The organism is Bacteroides sp. LFL-34 (assembly GCF_027257075.1).
In the GTDB taxonomy this organism is placed as follows: domain Bacteria; phylum Bacteroidota; class Bacteroidia; order Bacteroidales; family Bacteroidaceae; genus Bacteroides; species Bacteroides ovatus.
In genome coordinates this window covers 1-20383 of record NZ_JAPQKZ010000043.1, presented here as the reverse complement: position 1 = coordinate 20383, position 20383 = coordinate 1, and the positions used below count along the sequence as shown (strand labels likewise).

At 41.7% G+C, this 20383-nt stretch carries 24 protein-coding genes; 9 read left to right on the top strand and 15 right to left on the bottom strand.

Annotation, left to right across the window (positions count from 1 at the left end; translation table 11 throughout):
* Positions 1–106 precede the first annotated feature (106 nt).
* Positions 107–1213: an alanine dehydrogenase gene (gene ald, locus N5O98_RS21200; protein WP_004311340.1), complete on the top strand. Its 1107-nt coding sequence runs from the start codon at positions 107–109 to the stop codon at positions 1211–1213.
* Between the two features lie 148 nt (positions 1214–1361).
* Here the strand turns inward: ald and N5O98_RS21195 are convergent, their stop codons facing one another.
* The 7 genes from N5O98_RS21195 to N5O98_RS21165 form a co-directional block, all read right to left on the bottom strand.
* Positions 1362–2300: an NAD(P)H-dependent flavin oxidoreductase gene (locus N5O98_RS21195; RefSeq protein ID WP_004321438.1), complete on the bottom strand. Its 939-nt coding sequence runs from the start codon at positions 2298–2300 to the stop codon at positions 1362–1364.
* A gap of 169 nt (positions 2301–2469) precedes the next feature.
* Complete coding sequence (locus N5O98_RS21190) at positions 2470–3195, bottom strand: DUF4858 domain-containing protein (RefSeq protein WP_008774701.1); 726 nt, start codon at positions 3193–3195, stop codon at positions 2470–2472.
* Positions 3196–3370: 175 nt separating this feature from the next.
* A complete protein-coding gene (locus N5O98_RS21185) occupies positions 3371–3895 on the bottom strand; it encodes a DUF4943 family protein (protein WP_004304253.1) in 525 nt (174 codons plus the stop codon).
* A gap of 11 nt (positions 3896–3906) precedes the next feature.
* Positions 3907–4956, bottom strand: coding sequence for an outer membrane beta-barrel protein (locus N5O98_RS21180; protein WP_004311344.1), 1050 nt, complete (start codon positions 4954–4956; stop codon positions 3907–3909).
* Positions 4940–5491, bottom strand: coding sequence for an RNA polymerase sigma factor (locus N5O98_RS21175; protein ID WP_032856149.1), 552 nt, complete (start codon positions 5489–5491; stop codon positions 4940–4942). The genes N5O98_RS21180 and N5O98_RS21175 overlap by 17 nt, the downstream gene beginning before the upstream one ends.
* Positions 5492–5739: 248 nt before the next feature.
* Entirely contained in the window at positions 5740–6588 is an 849-nt protein-coding gene (gene nadC, locus N5O98_RS21170) for a carboxylating nicotinate-nucleotide diphosphorylase (RefSeq protein ID WP_004300759.1), read from the bottom strand.
* On the bottom strand, positions 6581–6973 hold the full coding sequence (locus N5O98_RS21165; protein ID WP_004326554.1) for a DUF4783 domain-containing protein: 393 nt from the start codon (positions 6971–6973) through the stop codon (positions 6581–6583). The genes nadC and N5O98_RS21165 overlap by 8 nt, the downstream gene beginning before the upstream one ends.
* A gap of 127 nt (positions 6974–7100) precedes the next feature.
* Here N5O98_RS21165 and rlmH point away from each other — a divergent pair, with 127 nt between their 5' ends.
* Positions 7101–7574, top strand: a complete 474-nt coding sequence (rlmH, locus tag N5O98_RS21160) for a 23S rRNA (pseudouridine(1915)-N(3))-methyltransferase RlmH (RefSeq protein ID WP_061447741.1) — start codon at positions 7101–7103, stop codon at positions 7572–7574.
* Between the two features lie 19 nt (positions 7575–7593).
* On the opposite strand, the gene N5O98_RS21155 is transcribed toward rlmH, so the two are convergent.
* From N5O98_RS21155 to N5O98_RS21125, 7 genes are all read right to left on the bottom strand, one after another.
* Positions 7594–8193 carry a nucleotidyl transferase AbiEii/AbiGii toxin family protein gene (locus N5O98_RS21155; protein WP_022200187.1) on the bottom strand — a complete coding sequence of 200 codons (600 nt, stop codon included), beginning with the start codon at positions 8191–8193 and terminating at the stop codon, positions 7594–7596.
* Positions 8148–8447, bottom strand: a complete 300-nt coding sequence (locus tag N5O98_RS21150) for a DUF6922 domain-containing protein (RefSeq protein WP_004311349.1) — start codon at positions 8445–8447, stop codon at positions 8148–8150. Before N5O98_RS21150 ends, N5O98_RS21155 begins: the two co-directional genes overlap by 46 nt.
* 78 nt (positions 8448–8525) lie before the next feature.
* A complete protein-coding gene (locus N5O98_RS21145; protein ID WP_022200188.1) occupies positions 8526–9167 on the bottom strand; it encodes an HD domain-containing protein in 642 nt (213 codons plus the stop codon).
* 37 nt (positions 9168–9204) lie between these two features.
* Positions 9205–9660: a preQ(1) synthase gene (gene queF, locus N5O98_RS21140; protein WP_004321441.1), complete on the bottom strand. Its 456-nt coding sequence runs from the start codon at positions 9658–9660 to the stop codon at positions 9205–9207.
* 534 nt (positions 9661–10194) lie between these two features.
* A complete protein-coding gene (gene queC / locus N5O98_RS21135; RefSeq protein WP_004300765.1) occupies positions 10195–10854 on the bottom strand; it encodes a 7-cyano-7-deazaguanine synthase QueC in 660 nt (219 codons plus the stop codon).
* A gap of 8 nt (positions 10855–10862) precedes the next feature.
* The gene (locus N5O98_RS21130) at positions 10863–11543 is read right to left on the bottom strand and encodes a queuosine precursor transporter (RefSeq protein ID WP_004321442.1); all 681 of its coding nucleotides are present in this window, start codon (positions 11541–11543) and stop codon (positions 10863–10865) included.
* A gap of 239 nt (positions 11544–11782) precedes the next feature.
* Positions 11783–12289, bottom strand: coding sequence for an RNA polymerase sigma factor (locus N5O98_RS21125; RefSeq protein ID WP_004300768.1), 507 nt, complete (start codon positions 12287–12289; stop codon positions 11783–11785).
* 163 nt (positions 12290–12452) lie between these two features.
* On the opposite strand from N5O98_RS21125, the gene N5O98_RS21120 reads away from it, so the two are divergent.
* Positions 12453–13742 carry a DcaP family trimeric outer membrane transporter gene (locus N5O98_RS21120; protein ID WP_004321443.1) on the top strand — a complete coding sequence of 430 codons (1290 nt, stop codon included), beginning with the start codon at positions 12453–12455 and terminating at the stop codon, positions 13740–13742.
* Positions 13743–13825: 83 nt separating this feature from the next.
* Here the strand turns inward: N5O98_RS21120 and N5O98_RS21115 are convergent, their stop codons facing one another.
* Complete coding sequence (locus N5O98_RS21115; protein WP_022200189.1) at positions 13826–15235, bottom strand: OmpP1/FadL family transporter; 1410 nt, start codon at positions 15233–15235, stop codon at positions 13826–13828.
* A 208-nt stretch (positions 15236–15443) separates the two neighbouring features.
* On the opposite strand from N5O98_RS21115, the gene N5O98_RS21110 reads away from it, so the two are divergent.
* The 6 genes from N5O98_RS21110 to N5O98_RS21085 all read left to right on the top strand — a co-directional run bounded on the left by N5O98_RS21110 (position 15444) and on the right by N5O98_RS21085 (position 20254).
* Positions 15444–16445 carry a 2-hydroxyacid dehydrogenase gene (locus N5O98_RS21110; protein WP_004304300.1) on the top strand — a complete coding sequence of 334 codons (1002 nt, stop codon included), beginning with the start codon at positions 15444–15446 and terminating at the stop codon, positions 16443–16445.
* 63 nt (positions 16446–16508) lie between these two features.
* A complete protein-coding gene (locus N5O98_RS21105; protein WP_061447744.1) occupies positions 16509–17213 on the top strand; it encodes a pirin family protein in 705 nt (234 codons plus the stop codon).
* Between the two features lie 43 nt (positions 17214–17256).
* A complete protein-coding gene (gene pdxH / locus N5O98_RS21100; protein WP_004300774.1) occupies positions 17257–17904 on the top strand; it encodes a pyridoxamine 5'-phosphate oxidase in 648 nt (215 codons plus the stop codon).
* Between the two features lie 67 nt (positions 17905–17971).
* Complete coding sequence (locus N5O98_RS21095; RefSeq protein WP_061447745.1) at positions 17972–18703, top strand: MBL fold metallo-hydrolase; 732 nt, start codon at positions 17972–17974, stop codon at positions 18701–18703.
* Positions 18704–18716: 13 nt separating this feature from the next.
* Entirely contained in the window at positions 18717–19862 is a 1146-nt protein-coding gene (locus N5O98_RS21090) for a DUF4468 domain-containing protein (protein ID WP_052588002.1), read from the top strand.
* A 14-nt stretch (positions 19863–19876) separates the two neighbouring features.
* Positions 19877–20254, top strand: coding sequence for a VOC family protein (locus N5O98_RS21085; RefSeq protein WP_004304308.1), 378 nt, complete (start codon positions 19877–19879; stop codon positions 20252–20254).
* Positions 20255–20383 lie beyond the last annotated feature (129 nt).

The window sequence follows — 20383 nt, the reverse complement described above, 5'->3', positions numbered from 1 at the left end:
CATCTCAACACGCAAGGCATTCTGTTCTAAAACATCCCCTTACGAATAACAACGTAAGGGGATTTTTCGTACTTTCGAACATGTTAAATCTTTAATACGTAACATTATGATTATCGGAGTACCAAAGGAAATCAAAAACAATGAGAACCGTGTAGGCATGACACCTTCAGGAGTGGCCGAAGTGGTAAAACAAGGGCACCGGGTGTTTATCCAACATACAGCGGGAGTAAATAGCGGTTTTCCGGATGAAGCATATCAAGCTGTCGGCGCACATGTCCTGCCAACAATAGAAGATATTTACGCCACTGCTGAGATGATAGTAAAAGTGAAAGAACCGATAGTCACTGAATATAACTTAATAAGAAAAGGACAGTTACTATTCACTTATTTCCATTTTGCTTCCGACAAGGAATTAACCCTTGCTATGCTCTCTAACAAATCAATATGCCTGGCTTATGAAACTGTAGAAGAAGCAGACCACTCATTACCTTTATTAATTCCCATGAGTGAAGTTGCCGGACGTATGTCTATCCAAGAAGGCGCCCGTTTTCTGGAAAAACCGCAAGGCGGAAAAGGTATCCTTTTGGGAGGTGTACCAGGTGTTAAACCAGCTAAAGTATTAATTTTAGGAGGTGGAGTTGTAGGTAGCAATGCTGCACAAATGGCTGCTGGAATGGGGGCAGATGTCACTATTACAGATATAAATCTGGCACGTCTACGCTATTTGAGCGAGACACTGCCGAAGAATGTAAAGACATTGTACGCATCCGAACTAAGAATCAGAAAAGAATTGCCGGATGTTGATTTAGTTGTCGGCTCTGTACTGATTCCCGGTGATAAAGCACCACATTTGATTACCAAAGAGATGCTTTCAATAATGCAGCCCGGCACAGTATTAGTAGATGTAGCAATCGATCAGGGAGGATGTTTCGAGACCTCTCACCCGACCACCCACAGTGCACCGACCTATATTGTAGACGGAATCGTTCATTATGCAGTAGCTAATATTCCGGGAGCTGTACCTTACACTTCCACCCTTGCACTAACCAATGCTACCCTCCCCTATGTGATAGCTTTAGCAAATAAGGGATGGAAAAAAGCCTGCAAAGAGAATCCAGCATTAGCACTCGGATTAAATATCGTAGAAGGAAAAATCGTTTATAAGGCCGTTGCCGACGTATTTGGTTTGAAGTACGATCCTATCAACCTGTAACTATGCATTTTCACCATACAGTAATATAAAGTCTTACAGAGTTCTTTCTTTTTTTCAAAGTAAGGCTATCTCAATGTCTTACGTCTTCGATTGATAACCTTTAAAAAACTCTGCAAGACTTTGTATTACTCTGTGGTGAGCTATATCTTTAAAATAAATAATCTTTCTTTGCCGCCCGTTGATAAGCCGCTACCAATTCGTTCATTACTTCTGCCACAGACTGCCGACGGGATATGATTGCCGAAACTTGTCCGATCTCCAATTCCCCTTCTTCCAGATCACCTTCAAAGATTCCTTTTTTAGCACGCCCCCGTCCTAATAAAGTTCTCAAATCTTCAGCACTAGCTCCACTATCTTCAGCCTTCTCCACCGCTTCGCGGAAAGCATTCTTTACCAAACGTGTTGGAGCCAGCTTTTTCAACAACAACTTAGTATCCCCTTCTCTGAGACTCAAGCAATAATCTTTAAATACCGAACTCGCTGAACTCTCTTCAGTAAGAGCAAAACGGGTTCCTATCTGCACCCCTTCGGCTCCCAACACCATAGCAGCCAATACTCCTTCCCCTGTGCCGACACCTCCTGCAGCTATCAAAGGTAATGTTGTAGCCTCACGTACAGCCGGAATCAAACAGAAAGTCGTTGTTTCTTCGCGTCCATTATGCCCTCCGGCTTCAAACCCTTCTGCCACTACCGCATCTACTCCAGCCTCCTCACATTTTACAGCAAAACGGGAAGAAGAAACAACATGAACAACCGTTATTCCACGCTCTTTCAACCACCCAGTCCACGTTTTCGGATTTCCGGCAGAGGTAAAAACAATCTTCACTCCCTCTTCCACCACAATATTCATAATCTCTTCTATCTGGGGATACATCAAAGGAATGTTTACACCAAAAGGCAATTTCGTGGCCGCATTACATTTACGGATATGCTCGCGTAAAGTGTCCGGATGCATGGAACCGGCACCGATCAATCCCAGTCCACCGGCATTGCTCACAGCAGAAGCAAGACGCCAACCGCTGCACCACACCATACCACCTTGAATAATAGGATACCGAATACCCAGAAGAGAAGTAATTCTATTCATAACCAATAATTTATCTATGTGTTAATATACTAAGATACCAATAATAGCGACAAAGCTATATAACAATGCGCCAACATAACAACACACAAATATACTAATTATTCAATTACAAACATTCTCTAGTCAGCACATTAGCGCATTGCTACATCAACACATCATTATAACGCCTTCAACGGGCAATCTGTTCAATTGGTTTATTTATCAACACAGTGGTAGAATCTCCATAAGTTCTCAACACTTCCAATGTGCGGGCACGGTTATCCCGTCCCGTCTTATTCCAGAAATCTTTTGTAAAGACAGCCATCAGGTCAAGTCCGCCGATAGTTCCACCATTGATATACACTCCACTCCCACCAAACAAGGGAATAGGTGCATCCATCACTACCGTGTTCACCATCATTCCGTTAGCACGTTCACCCAACTGACGGAAACGCACCCCACTCGCCTGTATCTCATCCAACGACTTACGCATTCCCTTTGCCATCGGATTGCGTGCCCAGTTTGAATAAGATCTTTGATGGCGTATCTCGTAGAAAGGATCACCCCGCCAGGTATTTTTATCGATCTTTATCTTCTTCTGATAGATGGGATCCCAGTTATAGCGGGTATTCGCTTTATATGGCATCAGAGTCAACATCACTTTCGGTTTAGGCAACGCTTCAGGAAGCGATTCGTCAGGCATCATCCAGCTTTTCTCCTCCGACATCCGGGGAGTACCCACTGCGCTTCCGAAATCAATCGATTTCACAGCATCCATATTTAAATGCAACTCCTGGTCACTCTCCAGCAATTTCTTCAAATGCAAAGAATCTTGCGCCGTCCATACTTGCGAATATGCAAATACAGCAGTCAAGCACAGTGCCATCGTTGTTATAAACCGTTTTAATCCATCCATCCTTTTTACTCTTTCATTACCTATATTTCGGAGCACTTCATATACATTTGCACGTATGAGAGCCTATCGTTTGAGCGTAATAATCCCCTGTCAGCAGCAAAAGACTGCTGATACAAACAAATGTTCCCACATGAATGTTTCCTATTTTTTACTTTCCGAAGGCTCTTCCCCTTTATTACCACCAACGATAACCCGATCCGCAAAGCGGCTCATCGTAGCACGGATCAATTGTCCATCTCGTTTTCGGATATTGGCGTTCTTCCCACCAACTACGATAACAAGCGGCTGCATCGAGTACTTCCTCATCGGTCAGGAAATAGATTGCTTCATAATTTTCAGCATTCGCCAATACCATTTTGCAACCTAATGACGGAGGTGTGCCCTGACGGATAGATTCAATCACCCAAAGCATACACTCACCCAACCGAATCTTACCGTTGTTCATATTATAAACCGACGGAAAAGAAGGGATAATAGTCAGATCTTCTGCATATTTTAAAAGTTCGGGGATATCCTCTTCCGTGAAATGAGGAACCTCCACCACCCCTTTTTCATTCTTCATCTTGTACGTACCCGACTTCAATTGCTTCACAAAAAGAGCAACATCCGGATTGTTATAATCCATTTCTTCGCTGGTGCATCCTGTAAAGGATACGATCAGGCAAACAGCCATCCACAGCATTAGTAGTGTTTTTTTCATTTTCATAAGGATTAATACGTCATGCGAAGTCCGCAAAGTAAATTAAAATTAGTCGGCCGTTTCGTTCGTACCGTAGCCAGTTTCGAATCTGTCTTGAAATGATGCGAAACTCCGGGTTCGGCAAAAACAGCAAGTCGGTCATTAATCTTATAGTTGATTCCAATACCGGCAGTCACTGCCAGCTGGATAGGTTCTTCTTTAAAACTGTTGTCCGGTGCACCGGCAATACATTTATCGGCTATTCCTCCTACAGTAGCGTAAAGGTCGATTTTTTTCGTATCTACCAACGTCACGTTCACTTTAACAGGGATTCCCAGATAGTGCAAATGCTGCCCTGCAGAACGGAGGTTCGAATAGAGTAATCCGGTTTCTATGCCAAGAAAATCGTTCAACTTACGCTCTACCGTCACCCCTGCGGAAACCGGCATTTTATAAGTACCGTTATCTGCCGGAAGTGCTGTACCCACTTGAACTTTCATCGCCCAGCGATGCTTTTTCACTGCTTTGGGTTGAGACATATCGACATTCGACTGTTCTTCCGAAGCGACAGATGATCCTGTATTACCGTTTGTTGCCTGCCAATAACCATTATGCCCCTGATTACCATATCGGTTGCCATTTCCCGTAGAAGTAGTGGAAGAAAAAGAAAACGACATAGAGAAAGTGATTGAAAGAGAATCTTCTTCCTCCGTATATTGCGACAGCATACCGTAAGATTTCGGAGCCGGTTTCGGCAACACCGGTTCTACCGGCAACGGCAACTGATTGACGCGTATTCCATCTCCATCCATCTGTCCTCCATTCGTCACGGCTATCTTTGTAAATGCTTCTTCCATTTCCTCCTTTGGAGAGAAATACAAGAAAGTAGCCGACGAGGCTGCCAAAACAAGCAATACAGATGCCGCAGCCGCTACACGGAAGAGCAGAATCCGACGACGATGCTGGCAAGCCACAGAAATTTCCTGCGAGAGCTCTTCCCAAAAGCCATCCCGTACACTCATCCCGGCATCAGCGAGACGCGTGCGAAACAGATCGGTTATTTCATCATTTTCTTTCTTCATGATTTCTATACTCTTTAATTCTTTTTGCTAACAAATATTTGGCCCGGTGCAGCTGCGAAGTAGATGAATGCTCTTTAATATGAAGCATCTTGGCTATCTCCTTGTGCGATTTCTCTTCAAACACATAAAGGTTGAAAACGGTTCGGCAACCATCCGGCAATTCGGCAATAAAAGCCATCAACTGCTCTTCGGAGATTCCAGCCCCTCCTCCCGAATCCGATATATCCGGTATATCGGGAAACTGCTCTTCATGCACTACCAACTGGCTGACTCGCTTCTCCCGTCGCAGGAAATCGAGTGATTGAGTAACCATCACCCGGGTAATCCATGTACAAAGTGAAGACTCACCCCGGAACGAAAAGTTGGTAAAAATCTTGATGAAACCGTCATGCAGTACATCGTGCGCCGCATCCATATCGCCCGTATAGCGGAAACATACCGCCAGCATCTGCTTGGAATAGAGAGTGTAAAGTTCCTTTCGGGCTGAATCCTTTCCTGCCCGACAGCCCTTTATCAGTTCTATCTCGTTTTCCAAAGTCAATTACTTTTTTTTAAAATCGAACGTATGTCTGCGTCGTTTGCTCATTAGACGCGAGAGTTTGAGGAATGCTGCAATGGATATTGCTAAAAGAAGTTAAAGGATAGATAATTAATAAACGGGAAAGAAAAAACGGTGAACGATAAACGGTAAATGATGAACAAAGCTGCGCATAATCATGCTACAAAATATCCACCGTTTACTGTTTATCGTTCACCGCTTACAGTTCACCGCTTATTATACTATCAGCATGCTTTGAAACTCATGTCCAGTCCTTTCACTGAATGAGTCAAAGCTCCTACAGAGATGAAGTCTACGCCACATTCGGCATACTCACGAAGAGTATCAAAGGTGATACCACCCGAAGATTCGGTTTCGTATTTGCCTGCTACCATCTCTACTGCTTTCTTTGTCATTTCGGGAGTGAAGTTATCAAACATGATACGGTCTACTCCGCCGAGATCAAGAACTTGCTGCAGTTCGTCGAAGCTGCGGACTTCTATTTCTATTTTCAGGTCTTTACCTTTTTCCTTGCAATATTCTTTGGCACGAGTGATGGCTTTGTCGATACCTCCGGCAAAGTCCACATGATTGTCTTTCAGAAGAATCATGTCGAACAGACCAATACGATGGTTTACTCCGCCACCGATTTTCACTGCCATTTTTTCGAGGATACGCATACCGGGAGTTGTTTTGCGGGTATCAAGCACACGGGTATTTGTACCTTCCAATACCTTTGCATATTTACGGGTCATTGTTGCAATGCCGCTCATACGCTGCATCACGTTCAACATCAGGCGTTCGGTCTGAAGTAAAGATTGCACTTTTCCTTCCACTACCATTGCTACATCACCCGGTTTCACTTCTGTTCCGTCATTGATAAACACTTCCACTTTCATGGTAGGATCAAAACGGTTGAAGATTTCTTTAGCTACTTCGATGCCAGCCAACACACCGGCTTCTTTGATAAGCAATTTTGATTTTCCCATTGCCGTAGCGGGAATACATGAAAGGGTGGTATGATCGCCATCACCTATATCTTCTGCAAAAGCAAGATCGATCAACTTGTCGATCAGTTCTTTTTCCTTATTCATTGATCTTGTCAATTCTTATTTGATGTATTAAATATTGATTCTGCACTTTCTTCAGGAAGCAGTTCACACGAAAGTTCCCATTAGTAGTAGCCAACGTACCGATAACGAAACTCGATTCGTCCCGTTTTCCCTGATGGTTCACATTAAATCCGCTGACTTTATTCTTCGTAAAGAATTCCTGCATCGCAGCTGTTGCTTTCTGTTTGTCAACGTTTGTCGAGCGACCTTGGAGCACCAGGTTTACCTTGTCCCCCATATACTTACTTAGCTCTTGCGAGCTTCCTCTTTTAAATGCCGTAATCACTCCTGCCGGTATCTCTTGCGCCATTAGCAACGAGAGGGAAAGAAGCAATGCGGTCATTCCTACGAGCACTCGTTTTTTCATAATTACAAGCTTTTAAGTTGAAGTTTAAAGGCTTAAACTTTCAACTAATGATAGGCAAAGGTAAGCATTAATTGCAGAATAACATAAAAAATGCCTATTTTTGTGCAATAATCAGAATTGTAGACGTATGAAAACAACCTTGCTCGTCGTAGGACGAACCGTAGAACAACACTATATAACTGCTATCAACGACTATATCCAGCGCACTAAACGGTCTATCACTTTTGACATGGAAGTGATTCCTGAATTGAAAAACACGAAGAGTCTTTCAATGGAAGTGCAGAAAGAAAAGGAAGGGGAACTGATATTGAAAGCTCTCCAACCGGGCGACGTGGTGGTATTGCTCGATGAGCACGGAAAAGAAATGCGTTCTCTGGAGTTTGCCGAATATATGAAGCGAAAAATGAACACGGTCAACAAACGACTGGTATTCATTATCGGAGGGCCTTATGGCTTTTCTAAAAAAGTTTATCAAGTGGCACACGAAAAGATTTCAATGTCCAAGATGACTTTCTCACATCAGATGATCCGGCTGATATTCGTTGAGCAGATTTATCGGGCGATGACTATATTGAATGGAGGGCCGTATCATCATGAATAGTAACTTATCTCATATACTATTATAAACGAGACAAAATAGACTTTTTAATTTCGTCCCAAGATACATCCACAAACATATAAGGCATTGGCTCCTCCTCCGCATCTTCAAAATAAGCTAAACTTTTCATAGCCATAAAAGAAGATGAGTCAGGATATTTTTGAGAATAGAAATCCAATAGATTTTTCAATGAATACTTTTTCAACAAAAAGTAAATATCTACAAAATCTTTTTTAGTACCTCTCCCTTCAATAGCAGTAATTTTCATTGCCGCAATATCTCTAGGACTTGCCAAACGTATCCCATCTTTATATACGACATCATCAAGCCAAGGATAAGTATAGTTCACGATATCTATTTTAACCTCATTCAATACGTAAATGTGTATATTCTTAGAATCATTTAAGATAGTCAGTGTCCCAAGTGTTCGCAAAGCTTCCTTCAAATCTTGAGAATCTACATTAATCTGACCAAAAAAATCCAAATCGACCGACTTTCGATGTCCTAATTGCAAAGCTAATGCAGTACCACCGACTAGACGAGTATTACAAAGTACAGGTAACTGTTGCAACTTTTTTAAAAGTTCCAGTGTTGTGGATTCGACCGTTGATAAGTGTAACATCTAAATTGTTCTTTAGGAGTTTGTGAAATGGCAGAAAGATAAGCTAAAGCCCGAGGCTCCAATTCACGAAACCCCTTAGCTATTTCGACGATTCTCCCAAGTCCATAATATTGTTTTACAATATTCCAATCTTGCAACATACCATATTCAAGCACTCTCTTTATTATATATTGTGAATGCTTCTCCATATCCAAATCATCTTTATTGACATCCCAAAAAAGATATGTTGAAAATCGAGTAATATATTCTTCCATTATCTATCGTATTGCAATCCTTAAATATGACAAAGATAAAAATAAAAAATGAATCGAACGCAAGCTAACAGCTATATTTCACAAAACTGTATTATTCTCTTCTTCATAGATTTTATTAAAAACTCTACAAAGTTTTTTTTCATCCGCAATTAGTTGACGAAGTTCTGCCAACCGTCCGGCATTATCCGATTGGGGTATCCATAACGTCAGATACCCTCCTTCTGCATATTTTTCAGTTAGATGTTTCCGAAAACGGGCATATTGCTCTTCTTTATCCATCTCCGGATAATGAGACAGCCCATATTGTACGGTACGGCGTAAAGTGACTTCGGGATCAATAATTCGGTCAGCCTCGGCAACAATCATTCCATAGATTGTTCTGGGAGCCTGTTTATTGGAAGCCCGATGATCTTCTATCGCCTCTTTCATCTGCAACAGCTGCTCATCCGTAAACCAACGCCGCAAAGTTTCGTCGGCTAACAACACTTTGCCGGAGGTTATATGATGAAATTCACGTCCTTCATACAACCCCAGGTCATGATAAGCAGCGATGACATAAACCATCGAATAATCGACTTCATAATGCGTCGCTAATTTCAGACTTTCCTCAATAACCTTTTCTACATGGTCAATTTGATGCGCTTTATCAAAGTTAGCGTATTGAGGAATAATACTTTGCCGAACATAGTTTTGCAATTCAGCAGGCACATGATGAGTCATATTCGATCTTTTTAGCTAGTGAATTCTTTTATTTATATTATTCCCGATTCATCAAACGATGTTCTGCCATCTGTTCGAACTTTGTTCCCGGACGACCATAATTGGCATACGGATAAATGGAAATACCACCACGAGGAGTAAATATTCCCGTTACTTCTATGTATTTGGGACTCATCAATCGGATAAGATCTTTCATTATGATATTCACACAATCTTCATGAAAGGCTCCATGACTGCGGAAACTGAAAAGATAGAGTTTCAAACTCTTACTTTCTACCATTTTTATATCAGGAATGTAGCTGATACGTATTTCGGCAAAGTCCGGCTGTCCGGTAATAGGACACAGACTTGTGAACTCCGGGCAGTTGAAACGTACCCAGTAATCATTTTCAGGATGCTTATTATCAAAGGCTTCCAGTACTTCAGGAGCATAATCTTGTTTATACTCGGTTTTTCTTCCTAATAAGGAAAGTTGGTCTTTTAATTCTGTCATTGCACTCATTAACTACAACCTCTACTCTAAACAAAAAAACGCATTTCTTCTTTCACCTATCACCGTCCTGCCTCAAACGCCTTATTCATCGAGGTTTTAGTGGTGAAGGATTCATTTCACAACCTATCACCGCATCTATCACCTATCACCATCAACTCTTATCCTACGTTTGCTTTCTCCTCATCTTACTTGTTACGGTGTGTTTCATTGCCTGAAACAATGTGTTTCCCGCCTTGAAACAAAGTGTTTCATTACTTGGAACAAACTGTTTCAAGTCTTGGAACTTATAGTTTCAAGCGTTAGAAACTTTAGTTTCCTACCGTTGAAACTAATCTAAGCCAATACATTCTGTACTGTACTACTATCATTTATTAATTAGAACTTACCGGTGACAATAGATGTGACGGCAAAATGTCAAATTTAGCTGCTGTCACTACTTGCTGTCACAAACTAAAAATCTTATAATCAAACATTTATCTACAACAATGTGACAGATGACAGCAAAAAACGCATTTTAATCTCTATGTAGAGATATTATTGATTCTTACTTTTTAAATACTTTTCCAATCCTTCCCGACGCAATGTACAAGCCGGGCAATGTCCGCAACCATCTCCCTGAACGCCATTATAACAGGTCAAAGTCTCGGTGCGAATCAGTTCCAATACCCCCAGTTCGTCGGCCAATGCCCATGTTTCTGCCTTATCAATCCACATCAAAGGGGTATGAATCACAAATTGTTCATCCATAGCCAGATTGAGAGTTACATTAAGAGATTTGATAAAGGCATCACGGCAATCGGGATAACCGCTGAAATCTGTTTGAGAAACTCCCGTTACCAAATGATTAATACCACGTTCACGGGCATATACTGCTGCGATACTTAGAAAAAACAGATTACGTCCCGGAACAAAGGTATTAGGAACGCTATCTGCAGGTTTTTCCTGATCCATCACCATCGTAGTATCGGTCAATGAATTATGACCTAACTGTCCGATAAAGGAAACATCCATCACATCAAATTCCACTTCCGCTTTCCGGGCTATCTCCCGTGCAAGCTCCACTTCTTTCTGATGCTTCTGACCATAAAGAAAACTCAAGGCATATACTTTCTTAAAGTTGCGTTTTGCCCAAAACAAACAAGTGGTAGAATCCTGCCCACCACTAAACACAACCAATGCTGCTTCTCTATTCATATTCTATATTAAATATCTTTGACTTTCAATACATTATAAGAGATATTGGTGTCGTAAACATCGCTACCGTCTATTTTCTTGATTGCTTTCACCACACGAATTGTCACCGGAAGGATAATAACTTCATACATGGATTTCAGCACAATCTGAATCCCCATCATGATAAGCAGTTCTTTCCAGGCAATAACTCCACCAAAAGCTACCGGGAAGAAAATCAATGAATCGGCAGTCTCACCTACAACAGTCGACCAGATGGCACGGGCCGAAAAGTTACGCCCCTGACTGGCTACTTTCATCTTACTCATCACATACGCATTGAGAAATGAGCCTACCAGAAAAGCCATCAGACTGGCAGCCACAATACGGGGAGCCATACCGAACACAAAATTGAAATGTTCCTCGCCCTCCCAGAAAGGAGCAGCCGGAATGGCAACAGCTATCAACCCAAGAGCAACCACGAAGAAGTTCATGGCAAAACCGCTCCAAATGATGAGCCGCGCTTTCTTGAATCCCCAAACCTCGGCGATACAATCATTAATAATATAAGAAATAGGAAAAACCAATAATCCGGCTGTCACGGTCAGACTACCTACCTGAATTACTTTTGTTTCAAGAAGATTGGCTGCAATGAGACAGACATTAAACAGAATGCCCAGCAGCATAAAGGGTACAGATACTTTTTCTTTCATAATTCCTGTTTTTTACGTGGTGTTCTAGAATACACGACCGCTATTCACGGCATCATACATTTTTTATTCTTTCGGAGTGCAAAGGTAAAAAATAAAACTGGAATTATCACATTCATCTTACCAGAATCTGTCTTCCCGATAATTGAAGAAAAAATAAGCCTCCCTGTCAGTCGTCGTATTCTGACAGGAAGGCTCATCACTTTGACCTTAAAAACACATCACTCAATCAGGCATCCGCATCAAGAGGAGAAGTCTTTCAATTCCTCTTTCAACCGCTTACGGATGAAAAACAAACGGCTCTTTACCGTTCCCATCGGCAATCCTAATTTTTCGGCAATTTCTCTATACTTAAATCCGGCTACAAACATCTGAAAAGGCACTTTCATCTCTTCCGGTATGGAATGTATCACCCGGTACAACTGTTTCATATCATACGTAAACTCGAATCTATCAGCATCTTCATCTTCTATCAGATGTTGTTGATTGATGGAGTAACTATCATCAATCAGGTTCATTTCACGAACTGTGCGACGATAGTTGTTCACGAAAATATTACGCATAAGCGTATACATCCATCCCTTCAGATTTTTGCTATACGTAAACTTCTCCTGATTATCTAATGCCTGCAACAAACAATCCTGAACCAAATCATTAGCAGATTCGCGGTCTGCCGTCAATTTATATGCGAAGCGATGCAAATCCGGTTGTATCGCTAATATTCCTTGAGTAAAATCAACTTTTTCCATCGTCGTATTTCCTTTATCTAATTAGTACGATACAAAGGTCCGTTTTTTTAGAATCATTATAAATAGCAATTCTTCCGATTAGTTTGGCAATTTTTCCTTTGCCCCTCTCAACCATTTCTTTTTTTAGTTGTTCATTGGGCATTCACCTAAAACTTAACTGATAATGAAAACAAGCTTTAAAATGGTAGCTATGCTACTGGGGATAGGAATTTTCCCCCTCTGTGCCTATGCACAACAGAAGGTAGTCATCGAAGATGAAGAACCGAATTCTATCATGTTTGTTTCGAAAAACAAAGCAGGAGATGAAATCATCCGAATCATGAACGACCGTTCGCAGATGCGTTTCCACGACCCGAATGCTCCCCGTTTCCTGCTAACCGACCAGAAAGGGAAATTTGCCCTGGGTATCGGAGGATATGTTCGTGCAACAGCAGAGTATGACTTTAACGGTATCGTAAATGATGTCGATTTCTATCCGGCATTGATTCCACAACGCGGAAGCGGCAATTTTGCCAAGAATCAATTCCAGATGGACATCACCACTTCTACCCTATTCCTCAAACTGGTAGGACGTACGAAACATCTGGGAGACTTCGTTGTCTACACAGCCGGAAACTTCCGGGGTGACGGAAAAACCTTTGAATTGCAGAATGCTTATGCGCAATTCCTCGGTTTCACGATCGGATACAGCTACGGTTCGTTCATGGACCTCTCCGCACTGCCTCCTACCATCGACTTTGCAGGTCCTAACGGATCAGCCTTTTACCGCACTACGCAATTGAGCTATATGTGCGATAAGTTGAAAAACTGGAAATTCGGTGTTTCAATGGAAATGCCTTCAGTAGACGGTACAACCAACAATGACTTGTCTATCAACACCCAACGAATGCCGGACTTTGCCACTTCCGTACAGTATAACTGGAATAGTAGCAGTCACGTTAAATTAGGTGCTATTGTCCGTAGTATGACTTACTCAAGTAACGTTCATGAGAAAGCCTATTCCGCCACCGGCTTCGGTCTGCAAGCATCTACAACTTTCAATATTACGAAGAAATTACAGGCATTCGGACAGTTTAATTATGGAAAAGGTATCGGATCTTACCTGAACGATTTAAGTAATCTGAACGTAGATATCGTTCCCGATCCTGATAATGAGGGAAAAATGCAGGTTCTCCCAATGCTGGGATGGTATGCAGGGCTGCAATACAACCTTTGTCCGAGCATCTTTATATCCGGTACATATAGTTTATCCAGACTTTATTCTGAAAACGGATATCCAAGTGAAAATCCGGAATCCTATCGTAAAGGACAGTATTTAGTGGCTAATGCTTTCTGGAATGTAAGCAGTAATTTGCAAGTGGGCGTAGAATATTTAAGAGGATGGCGTACTGATTTCAGTTCCGCAACCCGTCATGCCAACCGGTTGAATATGCTGGTGCAATATTCTTTCTAAACTAACATAGAACAGTAAAACAAAAAAGCCGTCTCAACATCATGTCCGAGACGGCTTTTATATACATATAAAGGATTAGAAATTTAGAACTTGTAATTCACGCTCACGCCAAATACTTTATTGGTACGGCTATAAACGTCTTTATCAATAGATGCACCTAATCCACGTACATTTTCTTTAGTATAATCACTATACGTAGTCCAGAAATAAGCAACATCAAGGCTCAATGCCTCCGTGAAATTAATACGGCCTCCGAAACCAACTGAATAAGAATCACAAGAGAAACTTGTATCCGATTGGAAAGCATCGCTCAATCCGTAGTCTGTTTTCTGATAACCTCCACTGACTGTGAACAGTTTATTGATATCCCATTCAACACCCGCCAAATACTCGTGTGTACCATGTTTCAGTGTTTTCTGCTTGCCATCCGCCATACCGGCATTCTTATCATCAAAGAAATGATATTCTACCGATGCTCTCAATGATGGCAAGATCTCATAACTTGCAGCTAAAGAAAGCATAGCAGGAAGATCACTCGGAGTGTTCACACCATTCTGATAAGGTGCCATAAAATCTGCGGCAGCATCCGGAGCAGTTATGTCATGTGTATCATTCTCAATATTCATATTGGCTTTGAACTCATACTTTGCAGCCAGATTCAATTTTCCGAACTTAGCATCAATACCAATAATCGGTGTCAATCCCCAACCTGTCTGATCGCAGTCTAATTTAAGTTTCGCATCATTCAGCTGCTGCGACTTTTGTAATGCTGCCTGTTGTGCCTGCTCTAAAGTCATACCGGCGGCCATTAGTTTTTTTACAATCTCAGCACCCAACTGTTCTGCTACACCCTCTTTCAAATTGATATCAAGGAAACCTTTATAGCCACCCGTAAAATAATTCATACGTGCACCAGCAAAAACTGCGAAGTGCTCATTAATTTTATAGCTTGCTCCTAATTGAAAACCATAAATATACTGACGACCTTCCATAGCCGAATTAATAGTATATTGATTAGGAGACAGCATCCCTTGACCGATTGTATTTACCAGACTAATAGCAGCCGCATCAAACATAGGTAAACCTTTGTCAAATGAAGCTTTTCCGCCACCACCTACAATGGCAAAGCTACCGGAAAACGCCCAATCGCCTTTTTTATAGACAGCATGTATAGAAGGAATAACGGGAGCAGAAGCTTTTCCTTCATACTTACGTACAGTATTCTGTCCGTCCATGGTCCATAAAGGACTTGTTGCAGCAATATCACGGGTCTGATATGCACTTTGAATAGTAAGTGCTACTTGAAGACCATCTTTGGGAAGAAATGCCAGTCCGGCAGGATTACTATAAACTCCATCAACATCGATGGAAGCGCCGCGGGCTATCATGCGTAAGAAAGCAGCATTCTGATTCGTATTGGTTAGATAATCTCCGGCAAAAGTTGGAATTGAAACGATCAACATTGCAAGACCAATCAACGAAATTTTTCTCATCTAAATCTTTTTTAAAATTATTTCGGCGCAAAGATATAACAATATTGCACAGGGAGCACATATTTGTGCACTTATTTTCATTTATCCGCCATTTTAATTGAAAAATCAAACTGTTTCTAATGAAACAATCTATTTTTCGAATGATGGATTGATTAAACAAATTCACCTGTTCCAACGTTTAATATTATATAATTTATAGAATAATATTATGGCCTATACAATTGCATTTTTCGGCACAAAGCCTTATGATGAGTCCTCTTTCAATGACAAAAACAAAGAGTTCGGGTTTGAGATACGCTACTACAAAGGGCATCTGAATAAGAACAACGTACTACTGACACAAGGAGTGGATGCTGTCTGCATCTTTGTGAACGACGTTGCCGACGCAGAAGTAATCCGTGTGATGGCAGCCAACGGAGTAAAACTATTGGCACTACGCTGTGCCGGATTTAATAATGTAGATTTAGATGCTGCCGCCGCTGCCGGAATTACCGTAGTACGGGTTCCTGCCTACTCTCCTTATGCCGTTGCAGAGTACACCGTAGCTCTTATGCTATCGCTAAACCGGAAAATTCCCCGTGCTTCCTGGCGTACCAAAGATGGTAATTTCTCCCTGCACGGTCTGATGGGATTCGATATGCACGGAAAAACAGCAGGCATCATCGGTACAGGAAAAATCGCGAAAATACTGATTCACATCTTAAAAGGGTTTGGAATGAACATATTGGCTTATGACCTCTATCCGGACCATAACTTCGCCCGTGAAGAACAAATAGTTTATACTTCACTGGACGAACTATATCACAATTCGGATATCATCTCTTTGCATTGCCCGCTCACCGAAGCGACCAAGTATCTGATTAACGACTACTCTATCAGCAAAATGAAAGACGGAGTTATGATTATCAATACCGGCCGTGGACAGCTGATTCACACCAATGCACTGATTGAAGGGTTGAAGAACAAGAAAATAGGTTCCGCAGGACTGGACGTATATGAGGAAGAAAGCGAATACTTTTATGAAGATCAATCCGACCGCATCATCGACGATGATGTACTCGCCCGCTTACTTTCATTCAACAATGTGATAGTCACTTCTCATCAAGCTTTTTTCACACATGAAGCGATGGAGAATATTGCGGCGACCACCCTGCAAAACATAAAAGATTTTATCAATCATAAGCCTTTGCTAAATGAAGTGAAGAAATAAAACTTTTAAGCTCCTTTCTTTGTTTACAAAACATATAAACAAATAAGAGAAAGGACAGATTTTATGAAAAAAGTAATACACAAAGCAGATACAAGAGGACATTCCCAGTACGATTGGTTGGATAGTTACCATACTTTTAGTTTTGACGAATACTTCGACTCCAATCGTATCAACTTCGGTGCCCTTCGCGTATTGAATGATGACAAAGTTGCACCCGGAGAAGGTTTTCAGACTCACCCGCATAAGAATATGGAAATTATCTCCATCCCTCTGAAAGGACATCTGCAACATGGAGACAGCAAGAAGAACAGCCGCATCATTACTGTTGGAGAAATTCAGACAATGAGTGCCGGAACGGGAATCTTCCACAGTGAAGTGAATGCAAGCCCTGTAGAACCGGTAGAATTCCTGCAAATCTGGATTATGCCAAGAGAACGGAACACCCGTCCCGTTTATCAGGATTTCAGTATCACAGAGTTGGAACGTCCGAATGAACTGGCAGTCATCGTATCTCCTGACGGCAGTACACCTGCTTCCCTTTTGCAAGACACCTGGTTCTCAATCGGTAAAGTAGAAGCCGGAAAGGAACTGGGTTATCACATGCATCAAAGTCATGCAGGCGTCTATATTTTCCTCATTGAAGGAGAAATTGTAGTAGATGGCGAAGTGTTGAAACGCCGGGACGGTATGGGTGTTTACGATACCAACAGTTTCGAACTGGAGACACTGAAAGATTCACATATTCTATTAATAGAAGTACCTATGTGATTCCATCATTAGAAATTAAGAACTAAAACTGCCAGATAATCTTATGGCGAAATTAAACATAGCAGATATCCGACAGGAATATACGAAAGGCGGGTTGCGGGAAAATGAACTTCCGGGCGACCCGCTTTCGCTTTTCAACCGTTGGCTACAAGAAGCAATTGACGCAGAGGTGGATGAACCAACTGCTGTCATTGTAGGAACCGTATCTCCTGAAGGGAGACCGTCCACGCGTACCGTATTATTAAAAGGGCTCCATGATGGAAAATTTGTCTTCTATACCAATTATGAAAGCCGTAAAGGCAGGCAATTGGCACAAAATCCGTATATCTCCCTCTCTTTTGTGTGGCACGCCCTCGAAAGACAAATACATATAGAGGGAATAGCGACGAAAGTTCCTCCGGAAGAATCGGATGAATATTTCCGGAAACGTCCTTATAAAAGTCGGGTCGGTGCACGAATTTCTCCCCAAAGTCAACCTATAACAAGCCGAATGCAATTAATACGGTCTTTTGTCAGGGAGGCAGCCCGGTGGATCGGAAAAGAAGTGGAGAGGCCCGATAATTGGGGCGGATATGCCGTTACCCCTACAAGGATTGAATTCTGGCAAGGACGCCCCAACCGTCTGCATGACCGTTTTCTATATACCCTGCAACCGGACGGGGAATGGAAAATCAGTCGTCTTGCTCCTTGATTTCGTCGATTTTTCTTGGCAACTCCAACTAGAATACGTAATATTGCAATTATAAAATAGTCAGCTTATGACACTGGATTATATTTATCACAGCGGTTTCGCCATCGAAATGGAAGGTGTAACCGTTATCATCGATTACTACAAAGATTCTTCCGAAACGGAACATAACCGGGGAATCGTACATGATTATCTCCTGCAAAGGCCGGGTAAACTATATGTATTGGCCACCCATTTCCATCCCGACCACTTTAACCGTGAGATATTGACCTGGAAAAAACAACGCCCCGACATTCAATATATTTTCTCCAAAGATATCTTGAAATCCCATCGTGCCAAAGCCGAAGATGCTTTCTATATTAAAAAAGGAGAAACATACGAAGACGAGACAATTCGTATCGATGCTTTCGGCTCAACGGATGTCGGCAGTTCGTTCTTGCTTCACCTGCAAGATTGGAGTATTTTCCATGCCGGCGACTTGAACAACTGGCATTGGAGTGAGGAATCTACTGAAGAAGAGATCCGAAAAGCCAATGGTGATTTCCTTGCAGAAGTTAAATATTTAAAAGAAAAAGCGCCAAACATCGATTTAATACTATTCCCGGTGGATCGGAGAATGGGAAAAGATTACATGAAAGGGGCAAAACAGTTCATCGAACAAATAAAAACTACTATATTTGTGCCCATGCACTTCAGTGAAGATTATGAGGGGGGAAATGCGCTTCGTAGTTTTGCTGAAAATGCCGGATGCCGTTTTATCAGCATCACCCATCGGGGCGAAAGTTTTGAGATTACCAAATAAACACATGATAATTATGAATAAATTTACGATTCTGTTTCTTACCCTGTTCCTTGCATTGCCGATGGCGATGAAGGCAGATTCTGCAAAAGAGAAGAAAGATGACACCAGGTACCTTGTAGGAGCTGTTCCTGAAGTAGATGGTAAAGTAGTATTTTCCAAAGAGTTCCAGATTCCCGGAATGAGTCAGGCACAAATCTACGACACAATGACAAAGTGGATGGACGAACGTCTGAAAGAAAATAAAAATATTGATAGCCGCATTGTTTTCTCTGACGAAGCAAAGGGAACAATTGCCGGTGTTGGAGAAGAATGGATTGTTTTCAGTTCCAGTGCTCTGTCATTAGACCGTACACTGGTCAACTATCAGATTACCGTTACCTGTAAACCCGGCAACTGCCTAGTAGAGCTTGAGAAAATCCGTTTCACTTATCGCGAAACAGAGAAATACAAAGCGGAAGAATGGATTACTGATAAATATGCGCTCAATAAAGCAAAGACCAAATTAGTGCGCGGCCTGGCTAAATGGCGTAGAAAAACTGTAGACTTCGCAGATGATATGTTTATGGATGTAGCAGTAGCTTTCGGAGCACCTGATACTCGTCCGAAGACAGAGAAAAAGAAGAAAGAAGAAGAGCAACAAACTCCATCAATCGTTGCAGCCGCAGGCCCGATTATCATTGGTGGCACAGATAAAAAGACTGATATTAAAGTGACGACCGCCGAACCCGTTCAAACTACAGTTCCTGCTGCGACTCTCACTCCTGCTACTCCAGTAGGCAAAGCTTCCACAGATATGCCGGGTTATACAGAAATTGATTTGAAACAAATTCCGGGCGAAGTATATGCCTTAATGGGAAGTGGTAAATTAGTAATCAGTATTGGAAAAGATGAGTTCAACATGACCAATATGACTGCAAATGCAGGTGGTGCATTAGGTTATCAATCAGGAAAAGCTGTTGCATATTGCACACTTTCACCCGACCAACCTTATGAGGCAATAGAAAAGGCAGACAGCTATACACTGAAATTGTATGCCCCGAACCAGACAACTCCTTCAGCTGTTATCGAATGTAAGAAAATGCCTTCACAGACAACTCCGCAAGCCGGACAACCCCGTACCTATGTTGGAGAAATTGTGAAACTCTTAATGAAAAAATAAGGAAAATTGCAACAATGGAAATAAAAAGTAAATTTGACCATTTTAATATCAACGTTACAAACCTGGAGCGGAGTATCGCTTTTTATGAGAAAGCACTCGGCTTAAAAGAACATCATCGGAAAGAAGCATCCGACGGTTCATTCACACTGGTTTACCTGACAGATAATGAAACTGGTTTCCTATTGGAATTGACATGGCTCAAAGATCATACTGCTCCATACGAACTGGGGGAAAACGAAAGTCACCTATGTTTTCGTGTAGCCGGTGATTACGATGCAATCAGGGCCTATCACAAAGAAATGAATTGTGTATGTTTTGAGAACACTGCCATGGGGCTTTATTTCATTAATGACCCGGATGATTACTGGATTGAAATACTCCCACAGAAGTGATTTTATATAAAAAGTGGAAGGTGTGTCAAAATGCACACCTTCTGTTTTTTACGCACAAAGCCCCGACTTTCACAAGCTGGGGCTTTGTTATTACCTAAAGATTTTGTATCTTTAGGCATAAGAATTTCA

Coding starts and splice junctions, on each gene's coding strand:
- N5O98_RS21085 (WP_004304308.1), top strand. CDS start 19,877: ATGGAAATAAAAAGTAAATTTGACCATTTTAATATCAACGTTACAAAC.
- pdxH (WP_004300774.1), top strand. CDS start 17,257: ATGGCGAAATTAAACATAGCAGATATCCGACAGGAATATACGAAAGGC.
- rlmH (WP_061447741.1), top strand. CDS start 7,101: ATGAAAACAACCTTGCTCGTCGTAGGACGAACCGTAGAACAACACTAT.
- nadC (WP_004300759.1), bottom strand. CDS start 6,588: ATGAATAAGGAAAAAGAACTGATCGACAAGTTGATCGATCTTGCTTTT.
- N5O98_RS21115 (WP_022200189.1), bottom strand. CDS start 15,235: ATGAGAAAAATTTCGTTGATTGGTCTTGCAATGTTGATCGTTTCAATT.
- N5O98_RS21185 (WP_004304253.1), bottom strand. CDS start 3,895: ATGAAAAAAACACTACTAATGCTGTGGATGGCTGTTTGCCTGATCGTA.
- N5O98_RS21190 (WP_008774701.1), bottom strand. CDS start 3,195: ATGGATGGATTAAAACGGTTTATAACAACGATGGCACTGTGCTTGACT.
- N5O98_RS21195 (WP_004321438.1), bottom strand. CDS start 2,300: ATGAATAGAATTACTTCTCTTCTGGGTATTCGGTATCCTATTATTCAA.
- queC (WP_004300765.1), bottom strand. CDS start 10,854: ATGAATAGAGAAGCAGCATTGGTTGTGTTTAGTGGTGGGCAGGATTCT.
- N5O98_RS21105 (WP_061447744.1), top strand. CDS start 16,509: ATGAAAAAAGTAATACACAAAGCAGATACAAGAGGACATTCCCAGTAC.
- N5O98_RS21150 (WP_004311349.1), bottom strand. CDS start 8,447: ATGGAAGAATATATTACTCGATTTTCAACATATCTTTTTTGGGATGTC.
- N5O98_RS21145 (WP_022200188.1), bottom strand. CDS start 9,167: ATGACTCATCATGTGCCTGCTGAATTGCAAAACTATGTTCGGCAAAGT.
- N5O98_RS21110 (WP_004304300.1), top strand. CDS start 15,444: ATGGCCTATACAATTGCATTTTTCGGCACAAAGCCTTATGATGAGTCC.
- N5O98_RS21130 (WP_004321442.1), bottom strand. CDS start 11,543: ATGAAAGAAAAAGTATCTGTACCCTTTATGCTGCTGGGCATTCTGTTT.
- N5O98_RS21155 (WP_022200187.1), bottom strand. CDS start 8,193: ATGTTACACTTATCAACGGTCGAATCCACAACACTGGAACTTTTAAAA.
- N5O98_RS21165 (WP_004326554.1), bottom strand. CDS start 6,973: ATGAAAAAACGAGTGCTCGTAGGAATGACCGCATTGCTTCTTTCCCTC.
- N5O98_RS21090 (WP_052588002.1), top strand. CDS start 18,717: ATGAATAAATTTACGATTCTGTTTCTTACCCTGTTCCTTGCATTGCCG.
- queF (WP_004321441.1), bottom strand. CDS start 9,660: ATGACAGAATTAAAAGACCAACTTTCCTTATTAGGAAGAAAAACCGAG.
- ald (WP_004311340.1), top strand. CDS start 107: ATGATTATCGGAGTACCAAAGGAAATCAAAAACAATGAGAACCGTGTA.
- N5O98_RS21180 (WP_004311344.1), bottom strand. CDS start 4,956: ATGAAGAAAGAAAATGATGAAATAACCGATCTGTTTCGCACGCGTCTC.
- N5O98_RS21125 (WP_004300768.1), bottom strand. CDS start 12,289: ATGGAAAAAGTTGATTTTACTCAAGGAATATTAGCGATACAACCGGAT.
- N5O98_RS21120 (WP_004321443.1), top strand. CDS start 12,453: ATGAAAACAAGCTTTAAAATGGTAGCTATGCTACTGGGGATAGGAATT.
- N5O98_RS21095 (WP_061447745.1), top strand. CDS start 17,972: ATGACACTGGATTATATTTATCACAGCGGTTTCGCCATCGAAATGGAA.